At 38.9% G+C, this 16338-nt stretch carries 9 protein-coding genes; 5 read left to right on the top strand and 4 right to left on the bottom strand.

Annotation, left to right across the window (positions count from 1 at the left end):
• Nucleotides 1-53: 53 nt before the first annotated feature.
• Nucleotides 54-2915 carry a bifunctional [glutamate--ammonia ligase]-adenylyl-L-tyrosine phosphorylase/[glutamate--ammonia-ligase] adenylyltransferase gene (gene glnE / locus RI844_RS09125; protein ID WP_348398137.1) on the top strand — a complete coding sequence of 954 codons (2862 nt, stop codon included), beginning with the start codon at nucleotides 54-56 and terminating at the stop codon, nucleotides 2913-2915.
• 95 nt (nucleotides 2916-3010) lie between these two features.
• Here glnE and RI844_RS09120 read toward each other — a convergent pair whose 3' ends face one another.
• Complete coding sequence (locus tag RI844_RS09120) at nucleotides 3011-3679, bottom strand: pseudouridine synthase (RefSeq protein ID WP_348398136.1); 669 nt, start codon at nucleotides 3677-3679, stop codon at nucleotides 3011-3013.
• A gap of 34 nt (nucleotides 3680-3713) precedes the next feature.
• Nucleotides 3714-6623, bottom strand: a complete 2910-nt coding sequence (rapA, locus tag RI844_RS09115; RefSeq protein WP_348398135.1) for an RNA polymerase-associated protein RapA — start codon at nucleotides 6621-6623, stop codon at nucleotides 3714-3716.
• 391 nt (nucleotides 6624-7014) lie between these two features.
• Here rapA and RI844_RS09110 point away from each other — a divergent pair, with 391 nt between their 5' ends.
• From RI844_RS09110 to RI844_RS09095, 4 genes are all read left to right on the top strand, one after another.
• Nucleotides 7015-8397, top strand: coding sequence for a PhoH family protein (locus RI844_RS09110; protein ID WP_348398134.1), 1383 nt, complete (start codon nucleotides 7015-7017; stop codon nucleotides 8395-8397).
• A 117-nt stretch (nucleotides 8398-8514) separates the two neighbouring features.
• The gene (locus RI844_RS09105; RefSeq protein ID WP_348398133.1) at nucleotides 8515-10164 is read left to right on the top strand and encodes an FMN-binding glutamate synthase family protein; all 1650 of its coding nucleotides are present in this window, start codon (nucleotides 8515-8517) and stop codon (nucleotides 10162-10164) included.
• 262 nt (nucleotides 10165-10426) lie between these two features.
• The gene (locus RI844_RS09100; protein ID WP_348398132.1) at nucleotides 10427-12205 is read left to right on the top strand and encodes an acyl-CoA dehydrogenase C-terminal domain-containing protein; all 1779 of its coding nucleotides are present in this window, start codon (nucleotides 10427-10429) and stop codon (nucleotides 12203-12205) included.
• A gap of 300 nt (nucleotides 12206-12505) precedes the next feature.
• Nucleotides 12506-13225, top strand: a complete 720-nt coding sequence (locus tag RI844_RS09095; protein ID WP_348398131.1) for a response regulator transcription factor — start codon at nucleotides 12506-12508, stop codon at nucleotides 13223-13225.
• Between the two features lie 19 nt (nucleotides 13226-13244).
• On the opposite strand, the gene RI844_RS09090 is transcribed toward RI844_RS09095, so the two are convergent.
• Nucleotides 13245-13484: a hypothetical protein gene (locus tag RI844_RS09090; protein ID WP_348398130.1), complete on the bottom strand. Its 240-nt coding sequence runs from the start codon at nucleotides 13482-13484 to the stop codon at nucleotides 13245-13247.
• A 68-nt stretch (nucleotides 13485-13552) separates the two neighbouring features.
• A complete protein-coding gene (locus RI844_RS09085; RefSeq protein WP_348398129.1) occupies nucleotides 13553-16033 on the bottom strand; it encodes a TonB-dependent receptor plug domain-containing protein in 2481 nt (826 codons plus the stop codon).
• Nucleotides 16034-16338: the final 305 nt, after the last annotated feature.

Here is a 16338-nt window from a genome sequence, read left to right as displayed (position 1 = left end):
GTTTCAATCTGTTGCAATTGTTTGCCAAAATTTATCATTAATGGAATTCGACAGTGAAAGATTTAAGTTCAACCATTGTGCAGGACATACTACTGCAACAACAAAATTCTCACTTTTCGCGTTTTGCTGAAAATGCTCCTGAAGTATTGCAATCATTAACTGCTGAGCAAATAACATTATTAAAGCATGCTTTTGCGATGAGTGACTTTGTCGCAGAAGGTTTGATCAGTAAACCGCAATGGGTTATTGATACCATTAGTAATAACCTGTTTAATTTTACTGAAGTTATAGATGCCAAACCTTATATTTTTGCCCAAATAGAACACTGTAAAACTGAAGATGAACTGCAGCAAGTATTAAGACAGTTACGAAATAAATTTCTAATTGCTATGGCAATTGCCGATCTTAGTCTGGAATGTGAATTGAAAACTTCACTGGCTAACTTATCTCACTTAGCCGATACCCTTATTGAGGGAGCATTAAATTGGCTATCAAATTATTGTCAATCACTTTGGGGGCAACCACAAAATAGAGATGGAATTGAGCAACCTTTATTGGTTTATGGCATGGGCAAGCTAGGCGGCAAAGAGCTCAATTTTTCCTCTGACATTGATTTAATTTTTGTTTACCCAGAGGGCGGAGAGACCCATGGTGCAAGACGGAGTATTGACAACCAACAATATTTTACCAGGCTAGGGCAAAAGCTCATTGCCGCCCTTGATCAAGTAACTAAGGATGGCTTTGTATATCGCGTAGACATGCGCTTAAGACCTTTTGGTGACAGCGGTCCTTTGGTGTTAAGTTTTGCTGCAATAGAAAATTATTACCAAGATCAAGGACGTGATTGGGAACGCTATGCCATGTTAAAAGCTCGAATTATTGGCGAAAACACCTATCAGCAGCCACTCAACGATTTACTAAAGCCTTTTATATACCGCCGCTATATCGATTTTAGTGTCATTGAAAGTTTTCGAAAAATGAAGTTGATGATTGCCCAGGAAGCTCGCAGGAGACAACAGCAGCAAAATATAAAATTGGGGGAAGGTGGAATTCGAGAAATAGAGTTTATTGCGCAAGTATTTCAGCTTATCCGTGGTGGCAGGATCCCTGAGTTACAACAACGCAGTCTATTAACGGCGTTAACTTTATTAGTACAACATGACTGTATTGAAGAAACATCAAAGCAAGTTTTACTCAACGCTTATTATTTTTTACGGCGCAGTGAAAATGCTATTCAAGCGTTTAATGATCAACAAACCCAACTACTACCCACGGATGAAAAAAACCAAACACGATTATGTCAATTGTTTGGTTTTGAGCAGTGGGATGAGTATTTATCTCATTGCCAACAACATATGCAGGCAGTTAATCATGAATTTAGTTTACTTATTGGTGAAGATAATGAGAAAACTAGTAGCATAAATCAACATTGGGTAACTCTCTGGTTAGCAAACTGGGAAGATGCAGAATCAATATCTTGGATTTTAAAATTACAACCTAAATGGCCCGCAGCAGAGATACATAAGCAGCTAATTAATTTTAAAGCGGAAATACAAAAGCGTAGTATTGGTAATCGTGGCCGTGTAGTTATTGATAAATTAATGCCGGTAATTATTGAGCAATTAACCGAAGAGCCAGAGCCTGCAATCACACTGGAAAGAACGTTACAAGTATTAGCGAAGATTGTTACTCGAACAGCTTATTTAGAATTGCTTTATGAAAATCCGCCAGCGTTCAAACAGTTATTAAAGTTATGTCGTGCCAGTGCTTGGATCAGTGAGTATTTATCAAAGTTCCCAATTCTGTTGGATGAATTAATTGATCCAAAAATATTATATTCAATTACAGCTATAGATGATTATAAAGCGCAATTAACTGAACATATGATGCGCATTCCAGAAGATGATCTTGAAGCACAGATGGAAGGTTTAAGACAGTTTAAACAATCCAAACAGTTAAAAATTGCTGCCGCAGACATTACCGGAATATTGCCTGTAATGAAAGTAAGCGACCATTTAACTGCTTTAGCTGAAGCTATTATCAGCGACGTAGTAAATATGGCTTGGCAGCAAATGGTACACCGATATGGGCAGCCGAACTCTACATTAGGAACTAATGACAAAGGCTTTGCTGTTATAGGTTATGGAAAACTTGGTGGTTTTGAACTAGGTTATGGTTCAGATCTGGATTTAGTGTTTGTTCATAACCGAGAAAAAGATGACCAGACCAGTGGCGAAAAAGCGATTAGTGCCAGTCATTTTTATTTAAAAATGGCGCAACGAATTTTACATTTATTTAATACTCGTACCGCTAACGGAACCTTGTATGAAGCAGATATGCGTCTGCGTCCTTCTGGTAATTCTGGCTTGATGGCTGTGCATATTGATACCTTTGAACATTACCAAAAATCAGATGCCTGGACTTGGGAGCACCAAGCGCTTGTACGAGCTAGAGTTGTTTACGGTGAAGATGAACTCGCCGATAACTTTGCCAGAATTAGACATAATACTTTAACAACTAAACGTAATTCCGACGAGCTTCTAGCAGATGTGGTTAAAATGCGAGCCCGGATGCGTGATCATTTAGATCGTAGCTCTAGCGATGTGATTGATATTAAACAAAGCATAGGCGGCTTGGCTGATATTGAGTTTTTAGCACAATTTTTAGTGTTAAATAACAGTGCTCAAAATCCAAAGTTAACCACTTTTCCTGATAATGTAAGGATATTTGAATTATTACAGCAACATCAACTGATCAGTGTCGAAGAAGAGGCGCAGTTAGTGACGAGTTATTGTGAATTAAGGGATAACGGTCATGCTTTGGTATTGCAGAATTTACCCACACAAATGAGTGATGATCAATTGCTAAAAGAGCGTGAGCAAGTAAGTAAAATTTGGCAAAAGTATCTGGGTTAATAGCTCTTGAGATTATTCCTCTTCGAGGTTATTTCGGAGCTATGGTGTAGCCAACTTTTTAGATTGTTACAACTTGAAGATAAGTGCCAAGGCACTTATTCAAAAGGACACTCGGCATTAAACTCTATTCTTTCACCTGTTCTAGGATGAAAAATGGCATAAAATTGCGAGTGTAAACACATTCGCTCTCTGTCTTTTGTTGCCTCGATGGGGGCATACAATCGGTCACCCATGATAGGGTGGCCAAGTTCACGCATATGCACTCTTAGTTGATGAGTTCTGCCTGTAACGGGCTTTAACTTTACCAAAGTCGTGTGTTCATCTTGGCTTATCACCTGGTAATGAGTTTGCGCTTGTTTCCCGCGTTCATAACATACCATTTGCATTGGCCTGTTTGGCCAGTCACAAATTAGCGGTAGGGTAATTTCGCCGGTTGGCTCTTTAATATGGCCAAGAACTCGGGCGATATAGTATTTTTCAGTTTGGCGTTGCTCAAATTGTCGACTAATAGCAACATGGCTTGGCTTATTAAGGGCCATGATGATAATGCCAGATGTCGCCATATCTAAACGATGCACTATGGTTGCTGTTGGAAATACCCGACAAACTCTTGTTTGCAAGCAATCTTGATGTTCAGGTAAGCGGCCTGTTACCGACAGTAAATCACTTTGTTTATTTAATACCACAATGTCTTCATCTTGATAAATAATCTCAAGATAAGGAGTCATTGGTGGCTCATAAATAAAATCAGGATTGGCGCTCATATTTAGGTTCTTCTTTTATTCTAATTGACAGCAATTAATGACTAACAACAATTAATCGGATAGCTTCAAACTTAAGTTGCGCATTGTTGATAAAATGAGTTAATTCAGTTTGTTGATGACGAATAAAGTCAAGCTCCGATTGACGAACATTAGGGTTGATCTTTGCTAAAGCTGTTAGCCTCTGATGTTCCTCATCTAACGCTGAATTCATTGCCGTAAGCGCTTTTTGTTGAATGTCAGAAATTTTAAGCTGGCTAAAGTTTTCAGCTTTTTCAACCAGCTTAGGTATTTCGCCTTTTAGTGCTTTAACAAGCTGTAAACCCGTTTGTTTTTTCACCGGAGACAGTTGATTGTCTAAGACACTTTCACCAACTTTATCAGACAGGTTGTTGCCATTTTTATCTAAGAGAATACGAACAGGCGTAGTTGGTAAGTATCGGCCTAATTGTAATTGGCTTGGCGCCATAGCTTCTAAGGTGAATATGTTTTCAATGAAGAAGGTGCCAACAGCAATCGCTGGGTTTTTCAAAATACCGATACTGGCATTACCTATTTCATCAGTTAAAATCAAATCCATAGAGCCGCGCACCATAGGATGATCCCAAGTTAGCATTTGATAGTCTTCATTACTAAGCGCTGACTGGCGATCAAAGGTAATGGTTGCACCGCCTTCAGGTAAACAAGGGAAGTTTGCGCTAAGCATGTGCTCACTTGGCTGTAAGGCGATAGCATTATCTGCTTTATCATCTTGTTCTAATCCAAACACATCAAATACTGAGAACATGTATTGTGCCAATTCATGTTGATTATCTAGTGCGTCTATATCTTTAACTAATTGCTCAGCTTTACCTTGACCTGAAGAGTTCAGTTCTAATAATTTATCGCGACCTGACTCTAAATCGGCTTTTATTTTTATGTGTAACTGATGTGAAGCGTTAATAAGGTTACTAACAGCATCATCCTGCCACAATCCTTGTAGTGCAGTATGCATCATTGCTTCACCAAACTCTTCATATACCGCTCTTGCGGTAACACAGGTATGTTCAAAAGCATTCAACCCCTGATGATACCAATGAAGTAAAAGTGCTTGTGGCGAGTTAGCAAAATACGGCACATGCAAACAAATTGTTTCAGTTTGCCCAATCCGGTCTAAGCGCCCAATACGTTGCTCTAATAAATCAGGGTTACGAGGTAAATCAAACAGTACTAAATGATGAGCAAACTGAAAGTTTCGACCTTCAGAGCCAATTTCTGAACACAATAGTACTTGTGCGCTATCTTCTTCTTGAGCGAAATAAGCTGCTGCTTTATCACGTTCAAAAATGCTCATGCCTTCATGGAATACGGCTGCGCGAATGCCTTCTTTAACACGTAAAGCTTGCTCTAAATCTTTTGCTGTTTGTGCATGCGCACAAATAACCAATACTTTTTGTTGACGGTTTTCATTGAGTAAATTAATTAAAAACTCGACTCTTGGGTCAAAATCAACCCATTCTTGTTCTTGATGATCTAAATGATAAAGTGTTTCTGGAGTGAATATTTGCTTACTCACCGCGCTTTGCATTAATTGCTCATCGTCATCGCTACAAATGTATTCTTGTAAACATTGATGATATTGCTCTGGCAATTCTAATTCAGTAGCGAACAGCTTTCTCTCAGGGAAACCTTTAATGGTATTGCGCGAGTTCCTAAATAAAATACGGCCAGTGCCATGACGGTCAAGTAATTGTGAGAGTAACTCTTTTTGTGCTGATTGCTTAACGTCCTCGTCACCATCAATACTTAAAATGTTAATCGCATTACTGACATCCGATTCACTTAATAGGCTGACTAGCGTTTTTTGCTGTTCTTTGTTTAAGTTTTCACCCGATAAAATAGAATTGGCGGCATCGGCAACTACGCCGTATTGCTCTTCTTCTTTAATAAATTCGCTGTAGTTATAAAAACGATCCGGGTCGAGTAAACGCAGACGAGCAAAATGGCTTTCATGACCAAGTTGATCCGGAGTCGCGGTTAATAGCAATACCCCAGGAATGCTTTCGGCTAAAATTTCAATACATTGATATTCAATTGATGGATTATCTTGTGACCAAGACAAATGATGTGCTTCATCGACAATCAGTAAATCCCAATCTTCATTGGCGATATTTTCAAATTGATCTGGGTTATTGGCTAAAAAGTCTAAATTAACCAGCACTAACTGTTCGCTGCTAAAAGGATTTTCACCCTCTTCATATTGTTGACAACGCTCGGCATCAAAAATGCTGAATTTCAAATTGAAACGACGTAACATTTCAACTAACCACTGATGCATTAATGATTCTGGCACTGCAATTAATGCTCGCTTGGCACGGCCAGAAACAAGTTGTTGATGTAATATTAACCCGGCTTCAATGGTTTTACCTAGACCCACTTCATCGGCTAATAATACTCTGGGGGCGAAACGCTTACCTACTTCTTCGGCAATATAAAGTTGATGCGGTATTAAACTAACGCGCCCACCAACTAGCCCTGTTAATTCTGATTGCTGTTGTTGATATTGAAAGTTGAGTGATGTTTTTCTTAATTGATACCAGTCTAATCGATCAAATTGACCGTTTAATAAACGGTCGTGCGGCTTATTAAATTTAATGAAATGATCTAGCATCATTTCTTTAAGGTCGACTATTTCATTGGTATCTACACGATGGCCTGTGTAGGTATATAAATTGTTATTCTCTACCACTGCAGTAATGGTAATAGAAAACCCCTCATGTGAAGGTACCACATCGCCTTCATTAAAAACTACTCGAGTTAAGGGCGCATCTTTTATCGCATACTGGCGCGATTCACCGGTCGCGGTGAATAAAATGGTGACAAATCTGCCGGCTAAATCAACAACGGTACCTAACCCTTGATCAGACTCTGTATCGCTGATCCAACGTTGACCTAGAAAAAATGACATAAATATACTCCAAATTAAAACACGAACCCAAATAATAAGTAACAGGGCTGGAAAGTGCGCTATGGTAACGATTTATTATCGTTATTTCACCAATTAATTGCCCATTTATCTGTATTTATTGAATAAGTTAAATACAGGCCAAAAGTGCTAAAAATAAACCTTGCATATAAGGATAGATTTAATTGAAAAATATTTCATTATTCAGTGTTGAAACAAAGTAAATAATCTGCGAAAGTGGTTTTACGGATGAGTAATTAAAGGAATATGGTTACAGACGCGCAACAATAAATTTAGCGAGTGATGCTATGTGTAACTTATTGGATATATTGAATATATTTAATGTTAACGCAACAGCGCTCAGTTGAAACAATAGCCAGCTGTAGGATAAATTATGAATGACGAAAGCACTATCTATGTTTTAGACACCAACATTCTTCTCCACGAACCGTTTGCATTTTTATCGTTCCAAGAACATGAAGTAGTTATTCCGATGACCGTCTTGGAAGAGCTCGACAGTATAAAAGACAGAAATAAAGATGTAAGCCGCGATGCTCGAGTTGCTATCAGGGCACTTGAAGATACTTTAAGGGATGCCAGCCCTGAAGAAGTGTTAGCTGGAGTACCTTTACCAAATCAAATTGAATCCCAAACCGAACCAGGTACGTTAGCCATTTTCAATGACTTTAATTTAGAGCAAAAAGCCGGTTCGTTATCTGATAATGAAAATGATAATCGCATAATTAACACAGCCTTATACCTGCAAGAAAGTCGCCAAGATATGCGAGTTGTATTGGTAACTAAAGACATTAATATGCGCTTGAAAGGCAAAGGTGCAGGGCTTGCATATGTTGAAGATTATCGTACAGACCAACTTGTTGATGACATTAAGTTCCTAACCAAGGGCTACCATAAGTTTTCTGGTGATTTTTGGCAGCAGGTAACTGATTGTGAAAGTGAAACTGATGGTCGTTACACGCAGCACATGATGGATAAGTCACTTATACCTGCTGCGTACATCAATGAATACTTGATTGATGAGGATGAAACTTTTGCCGGTAAAATTATTGGCGTCGAAGATGACAAAATGGCGGTTATGGACTTAGGGTATGAACGCTTGATGGGTCGTAATGCCTGGGGTATTCATCCGAAAAACATCTACCAAGGTATGGCTATGGATGCTTTATTAGATCCTGATATTGATTTAGTTATTTTAACCGGCCCTGCTGGTTGTGGTAAAACTTTGCTGGCTCTTGCTTCTGCACTGGAAATGGTGGTTGAACGTGGTGTGTATGACAAGGTAATTGTTACTCGCTCCACGCCTGAAATAGCTGAATCAATCGGTTTTTTACCTGGTACAGAAGAAGAGAAAATGGCGCCTTGGTTAGCCGCCATTACCGATTCTCTAGAAGTTTTACACAAGCAAGACGAGAGTATGAGTGGCAGCATGAATTACATCATGGAAAAAGCTAATATTCAGTTTAAGTCAGTTAACTTTATGCGTGGTCGCAGTATTCAAAATGCCATTGTGTTGCTCGACGAATGTCAAAACTTAACTGCAGCTCAGCTTAAAACTATTATTACTCGTTGTGGTGAAGGCACTAAACTCGTTTGTTCGGGTAATTTAGCGCAAATTGATAGTAATTATCTAACTGCACTTACTTCTGGTTTAACCTATATCGTTGAACGCTTTAAAGACTTTCCAGGTAGTACCACGGTAAATTTAAACGGCGTTGTTCGAAGTTCGTTGGCACAGTTTGCAGAAGAAAACCTGTAGCCTCAACTTTCTAATTGTTTGATTAATGTACTAAATAATAAAACTCCGCTTTCAAAGTGGAGTTTTTTTTGGTTATGAACATACTTAAAGTACATTAACTACAAAAAGAGATGTTGTATGACCATAATGCAAAAGTGCTATTGGCTAATAGCAAGTTTGGGTAATATTTTATCTGTATTTTTTTACTTTAATTCTTCTGGAATTTTACCAGTCTTTTTTTTAATTCTCACCATAACCTACACTGCTATTGGTTATTACGACATTTATTATAGTAAGCATACTTTAAATCGGTTATATCCTGTTGTTGCTTACATTCGCTATTTTCTTGAATCTTATCGAGTTGAAATCCAGCAATATTTTATTGCTAATGACACCGAAGAAAGGCCATTTAATCGTGAGCAACGTTCGCTAGTGTATCAGCGCGCTAAAAATGTAAGAGATACCATTGCTTTTGGCACGCAAAGAAACGTTCTTGAAGAAAACTACCTTAGCCTTTGGCATTCCATGCATCCAAAAGAAGTTACCGATTCAGCTAAAAAAATATGCTTTGGCGGCCCCGATTGTACTCAGCCTTATAATGCCTCCTATTTAAATATTTCAGCGATGAGTTTTGGCTCTTTAAGTGCCAATGCCATAGAAGCGCTAAATTTAGGTGCTTTAAAAGCTGGGTGTTTTCACAATACCGGCGAAGGTGGAGTTAGTCCTTATCATTTAAAGCATGGTGGTGATATCGTCTGGCAAATAGGATCTGGATTTTTTGGTTGCCGCGATGATGAGGGAAACTTTAATCCCGACAGTTTTGCTAAAATGGCAAATAAACCACAGATTAAAATGGTCGAAATCAAGTTGAGTCAAGGCGCGAAACCTGGACACGGCGGGGTATTGCCTGCGGCAAAAATTACTGACGAAATAGCCCAAATTAGGCATATACCGAAAGGACGAGATTGTGTGTCACCAGCAATAAACCCCGAATGTACAACACCAAAAGCATTATTAAATTTTATTGTTAAATTACGAGAATTAAGCGGCGGAAAACCAATTGGTTTTAAACTTTGTATTGGTAACCCCGTTGAGTTTCTTGGTTTGTGTAAGGCGATGCTAGAAACGGGAATAAGTCCAGATTTTATCACCGTAGACGGCTCTGAAGGAGGAACTGGCGCAGCGCCAATAGAGTTTAGTAACCGCTTGGGGATGGCATCTCTTGAAGGGATAAGTTTTGTCGATAATGCCTTAACGGGTATCGGCTTGAGAGAGAATATTAAAATTATTGGTTCAGGAATTACCGCATCAAGTTTTGATTTATTATCAAAAATTGTCCTAGGAGCAGATACCGTTAACGCGGCTCGAACTATGATGATGTCTATCGGCTGTATTCAAACTCGACATTGTAATACCAATGCCTGCCCAACAGGGATTGCCACGCAAGATCCAATCAGAAGTAAAGCAATAAACATTGCTGAAAAAAGCGAGAGAGTGAAAAACTTTCACCATAATACCCTAGAAAGCTTCTATGAATTGGTGGGCAGTATGGGACTTGACGATCCTGCCAAGTTGATGCCGCAAATGTTAAAGCGCAGAACACCATATGGCTTATTAATGTCTACTGGCAGTTTAGTTGGCCCCCTTGAAAAGGGCGATTTATTATCTGAAGCAAATCAACATGCACCGTGGAAAGATTGGTGGCAGCAAGCAAACAGCGATCATTTTTTTGCTGATGATATATATGTTCTCTCACCTGCTGAGGTTAGAATTAAACGTCAAAGTTAAGCTTGTTAGTTGAAATAAACGGCTAATTTTAAAGAAATTTGCTCATTGTTTATTGAAGTATAGGTTTATCTATAGAGATTTTTTTTCATTCTTTTTTAACAATAATGCTCTGATTACCTAGTTTTGTTCTTTACTCTTTTTAAAATATATTGCATTATTCAAACAAGTGTTTTAATTGTTAGTTTGAATTGACGTTATGGAAAGCTTAATTTCTTAGCGATGATGCTAGCAATAAGTTAACAAAAATATACCGGAGAGCAGCGTGGCTGAATATAAAGTACCGTTAAAAGATATGAACTTTGTTTTGTTTGATGTGTTCAAAGCCGAACAATTATGGCAAGACATCCCAGCATTAGCAGAATCTGTAGATAAAGAAACGGCAGATGCTATCTTACAAGAATGTGCCAAAATTGCAGAGCAAGTTATTGCACCTTTATCTCGTGAAGGGGATGAGGTTGGTGTTAGTTTTGACAACGGTGTTGTAACAACGGCTCCTGGTTATAAAGAAGCTTTCAAAACGTATGCTGAAGGTGGCTGGACTGCTCTAGGTGGCGATCCTGAATACGGTGGTATGGGTATGCCAAAAATGCTAACCGCGTTACATGAAGAAATGCTTTGTGCTGGCGACATCTCGTTTTCGTTATATCCAGGCTTAACTGCAGGAGCTGGTTTATCTCTTGTTAAACATGGCAGCGAAGAGTTAAAAGAACGCTATTTAACACGTATGTACTCAGGCGAATGGGCTGGTTCTATGTGCTTAACTGAAGCGCATGCCGGTACAGATCTAGGCATTATTCGCACGAAAGCAGTGCCCAATGAAAATGGCTCTTACAATATTAGCGGCAGTAAAATATTTATTACCGGTGGTGAGCATGATCTTACTGAAAATATCGTGCATTTAGTTCTGGCTAAATTGCCAGATGCACCAGCTGGTGCTCGTGGTATATCACTATTCGTAGTACCTAAATTCAAAGTGAATGAAGATGAATCACTAGGTGAGGCGAATAACGTAACTTGTGGTTCAATTGAACATAAAATGGGGATACATGCTTCATCTACTTGTGTAATTAACTTTGACGATGCCGAAGGCTACTTGGTTGGTGAAATCAATAAAGGCTTAGCGTGCATGTTCACAATGATGAACTATGAACGTATTGGTGTAGGCATACAAGGTTTAGGTGCTGGTGAACGTTCGTATCAAAATGCTCTTGAGTATGCCAAAGACAGAATTCAAGGTCGCAGCGCTACTGGTGTGAAAAACCCAGAAAAAGCAGCAGACTCTATTATGGTACATGCTGATGTTCGTCGCATGTTACTTAATATGAAGGCCTTAAATGAGGGCAACCGTGCCCTTGCGACTTATATTTCTATGCAATTAGATTTAAGTAAATACGCGAGCGGTGCAGCACAACAAAAAGGTGATGTATTAACGGCATTAATGACGCCTTTGGCAAAAGCATTCTTTACTGATATTGGTTTAGAAAATACCATTGCCGGTCAACAGGTTTTTGGAGGTCATGGCTTTATTCGTGAATGGGGTCAAGAGCAATTAGTTCGTGATACTCGTATTGCACAAATCTATGAAGGTACAAATGGTATCCAAGCCATGGATTTAATCGGCCGTAAAGTTGCGGCTAACAAGGGCCAGTTCATGGGCGTTTTCATTGAAGAAGTTCGTGATTATATTAGTGCGACATCATCTGCTGCTATGGTTGAGTTTATTGCACCATTAACGGCTGCAATCGACGATTTAGAATCATTAACCGCAGGGGTTCTAGCCGCAGCGGATAATGATAAAAATGAATTAGGCTCAGCAGCAACTGATTACTTGCACGTATTTGGTTACACAGCTCTTGCCTACATGTGGGCGAAAATGGCTGAAGCTTCATTAGAAAAAGTTGATAGTGATGACTTCTATAAGAGTAAAGTGTTAACTGCTCGTCATTACTTTGCCCGTTTATTACCTCGTCGTATTTCATTAGCTGCAACCGCATTAAGCGGCGCAGAGCACCTTTACAACATTGATGATGATTTGTTTTAAATAACAAACCATTCACCTTAAAATACAAGAAGTCAGTGATTCAGGTCACTGACTTTTTTACATCAGGGAAGATGGAATGTCGACTTGCCGCGATGGAAGGCATAAAAATAGAAAGGGGGCGCTCCCATCATTTCCTGATGGTTATCACGGGTTCGCCTAAAATCTGACTTATTTCCATAATTAACATTCAGGTTACAATTTAGAACAGTATTAATAATATAATTCTTTTATGATCTGGTCTTCATTGTAATGGGATCTTTATCCCTGAATTTTTGTTGTATCTTAGGTGAATATTTAATTATGAATAATACCGTTGGCGCTGTTAGTGAGTTTTCAACAATTATGTTGGTAGAGGATGATAAAGTTTTATCATCTTTACTTAAGGCATATTTAGAAAAATCGTCACATGTTGTTCATCAAGTGTTTAGGGGTGATCAAGCTGCACGAAATCAAATAAAAATACAACCAGACTTAATTATTCTTGATGTTGGCCTACCAGGTAAAGATGGTTATAAAGTTTGTCATGAATTGCGTGCCACTTATAGCGGTCCAATATTATTCTTAACCTCTAACAATAGTGAAGCTGAACATTTAGCGGCGTTTAATGTTGGCGGCGATGCGTATTTGGCAAAGCCAGCTAGCCCACAACTTATTTCAGCAAACATTGAAGCATTACTTAGAAGAACTAAAGATCGCAAACAAGCAAGTAGTAGAAAAAAGCTTACCGTTGGCGAAATAACCGTAATTCCTAGTGAGCAACAGTGCGAAGTAAATGGCGTTGAAATATCATTAAGTGTATTTGAATTTGAATTATTGTCCTTACTGATGTTTAACACTGGTAAAGTGCTAACTCGAGATGATATCTACAAACTATTATTAGGTCGTGAGTATGATGGTTCTGAACGTTCTGTCGATGTACGTTTATCTCGCTTACGCGACAAATTAATTAGTCAGGGAGTGACACAAACTCAAATTAAAACCGTTTGGGGGAAAGGGTATTTGTTGTCAGCAATAGATTGATACCAAGCTAATTAAATAATTAGTCAGCCTTACTCGCTTCATTATCTAAGGTAATTAAAATGAGTAAACTAATAATTAAAGAAATGATACTTGCCATACTATAACTTGGCGTCGTTTTTGTTATAAATAATACTTCACCAATTGTCCAAGTGCAGACGGTTAAACCAAAGAGCATTAAAAATAAAGATATTGCATACGAATAAGGCGAGCTATTAAAGCGCTTGCTTTCTTCCTGTTTTATCTTTTTGAAAAATATCATTTTTATAAGTCTTGGCTGTTTGTGAAGTAATAAAGCGATGGCCGAAGCCATCGCTTACTTTTCTATTTTTAGAACTTGTAAGAAGTACTTACGAAGAACGTGCGACCAACAACATCATATACACTTGGAACTGTTTCCATATCGTTACCACCTGGAACTTCTTCAGGTTCAGTATCAAGGATGTTTTTAACACCGCCATTAACTGACCAGCTGTCGTTTAAGTAGTAAGACGCTGAAGCGTTATGGTAAATTACGTCATCTGTAGAGAATGTTTCTCCGTAATATTCCCCGTCCATGCCTTGAATGAATTGCGCTGTGTACTGCATGCTAAAGTCTTCAGTAAAGTCCATGCCAACAGTTAACGTTGATTTAATTTCAGAGTAGCCACCGATGTTACCATCAATTTTACCTGTGTAATCAATATCATCTTGAGTAAAATCTAGTAAGAAAGTAGTGTCTAACATTACTCTAAAGATGTCATGGTTAAAGCTTATGTTCCAATCGATACCTGAAGTATTTTGCTCACCAATGTTTGTTAATGGTGAAGTTAATGTATCTAAATCATTAAGACTACCGTCACCGGTAATGTTAATTGCGTCACAAGCAGCCATATCGCCTGCAGCACATTCATCTAATTTAGCTTGAACATCAACTCGGCTAATCGCATCAGTTATATCGAACTGCCAGTAATCAACTGTTGTTGAGATACCATCAGAAATTTCCCATACTGCCCCGAAAGTGAACGACTCGCTTTCTTCAGGTGATAAGTTGTCATCACCGGTATAGTTAACAAGAATTTGAGCATCTTGAGCGTGCTCCCACGGATCTGCTAAGTAGTCAAATGAACCAGAGTTACCCGCGTATAATTCACTTACACTTGGTGCGCGGAAACCTGTCGCTGCAACTGAGCGGATCATAAAAGTATCAGTGAAGCTGTATGTAGCACCTAATTTCCATGTTGTTGCGCCACCAAATGTTGAGTAACGGTCATAACGAGTAGCTGCTTCGACGGCTAGTTTTTCTGTTACCGGTACTGAAATTTCTGCGTAAACAGAGTTTACCGTGTAATTACCATCTGTAGGGTCTTGTTGCGCTGCAGTGCTTTCACCAGCTTGAGTTACTTCATCAGGAGTGTAGTAACCACTTTCGAACCGGCTCTCAACACCCATAGCATAACCAATATCATTTTCGGTCATACCAGAATAGCCTGCTGATAATGTGAACTGCTCGTTTCCACCTTCGTTTTCTTCAGTGTATATAACACCTTCTGAAACTAAGAAATCTCTGTCCATTTCATCACCGCTGAACCAAAGATCTTGATACGCGTAAATGCTGGTTTCCATATTGCCGGCGTGAATTGAATTCTCTACCACATCTTTAGATTCATTCTTACCAAAAGTAGCAGAAACATCCCACATATCATCGTTATCTAAATAGCCTTTTAAGGCTGCTGAGAATCGATAAGTATCTGTTTCTTGACCATAGATACGAGGACCCGCATCAACCATGCGGCGTCTATAGTTTAATGTCTCAATTGGATTGCCATCTTCATCAACTTTATCAAATTGATCGTTATACTTATCATCAAGTTGATCTCTATCCAAATCAATGTTGGCAGGTTGCGGGGCCATTTGTTGATCCGACTCACGACGGGTGTACATAGCATCAATAGAAAGCTCAGTATCAGACGCTATTTCTTTATTGAAACTGGTGAATAAGCTGTATAACTCATTTGGTGTTTGTGCATAACTTGAAGTCGTGTAGTCATAACCGTGATCACGTGGCTCAAAGCCGCCGTTGCCATCTGGAGTTTTACCGCCTAAAGAGCCTTCAGGAACAAAAGAAGAATTTCCTGCAGGTACGAAATCACGATCAGATTGAATTACTTCACCACGCTCTGAGTATTGGAAACCTACGACTAAGTTACCACCACCAATTTCACGCCCATGTAAAATACTGAAGCCACCTGATTCGCCATCGCCTTTATCGGTAGAGCTTAAATCAGCACTTATCTCTGTCCCTTCGTAATCTTTTTTAGTGATGATGTTGACAACACCAGCGATAGCGTCAGAGCCATAAACAGCTGATGCACCATCTTTTAAAATTTCAATTGATTTAATCATTGCAACAGGAATCGTGTTTAAATCAACAGATGCATCAGCACCAGTTCCTGATGCGACCATACGACGGCCATTCAATAATACCAAGGTTCTTTCAACGCCCATACCACGAAGGTTAACGGTAGCTTTACCGCCTGAACCATTGTTTGATGATGCACCTAAGCTCATACCTGCTGCAGTAGGTTGGGCATTTAGAACTTCTTGCACTGAGGTGTAGCCACTTTTAGCGATAATATCTGCTGATATAACCGTTACTGGAGAGGCGGTTTCCATATCGGTACGGTTAATACGTGAACCGGTAACTTCAATTCTTTCAACATTATCGTTTTCTACGCTAGTTTCTGCTGCAGTAGCATTAACCGTTACAAAAGCAGTTGCTGATGTTGCACTAAACATGATCGCGGTTGCGATTGAATTCTTCTTAAACATAATAACTCCTGGGGAAAGTTTATCTTTGATTTATTTTTAATATGTGCTCGTTACGAGTTGGTCACATCTTATGGCCAAAGTGTTATCGAAGAGAATGGTCTGTAACAGTTACGTAAGGGCTGTTAATTGACTGTTAATTGTGAATGTTACTTCTGTGTAAGTTATTGTTTTAGCAGTTGTTATTTGTTTGTGGTGGTGGAGGTGTTCTTATTCATAATTAGTGTTTCTCAAAATATTTGAACAAGCTGTTACAAAATAGAGTGAGAATATAATATTTAAAATGGCAATAGATACAGCGTCTTAGG

This window comes from Thalassotalea fonticola (assembly GCF_032911225.1).
GTDB lineage: Bacteria > Pseudomonadota > Gammaproteobacteria > Enterobacterales > Alteromonadaceae > Thalassotalea_A > Thalassotalea_A fonticola.
This window is presented reverse-complemented; position numbering and strand designations above follow the sequence as displayed.

Coding starts and splice junctions, on each gene's coding strand:
- RI844_RS09120 (WP_348398136.1), bottom strand. CDS start 3,679: ATGAGCGCCAATCCTGATTTTATTTATGAGCCACCAATGACTCCTTAT.
- rapA (WP_348398135.1), bottom strand. CDS start 6,623: ATGTCATTTTTTCTAGGTCAACGTTGGATCAGCGATACAGAGTCTGAT.
- RI844_RS09110 (WP_348398134.1), top strand. CDS start 7,015: ATGAATGACGAAAGCACTATCTATGTTTTAGACACCAACATTCTTCTC.
- RI844_RS09105 (WP_348398133.1), top strand. CDS start 8,515: ATGACCATAATGCAAAAGTGCTATTGGCTAATAGCAAGTTTGGGTAAT.
- RI844_RS09095 (WP_348398131.1), top strand. CDS start 12,506: ATGAATAATACCGTTGGCGCTGTTAGTGAGTTTTCAACAATTATGTTG.
- RI844_RS09090 (WP_348398130.1), bottom strand. CDS start 13,484: ATGATATTTTTCAAAAAGATAAAACAGGAAGAAAGCAAGCGCTTTAAT.
- RI844_RS09085 (WP_348398129.1), bottom strand. CDS start 16,033: ATGTTTAAGAAGAATTCAATCGCAACCGCGATCATGTTTAGTGCAACA.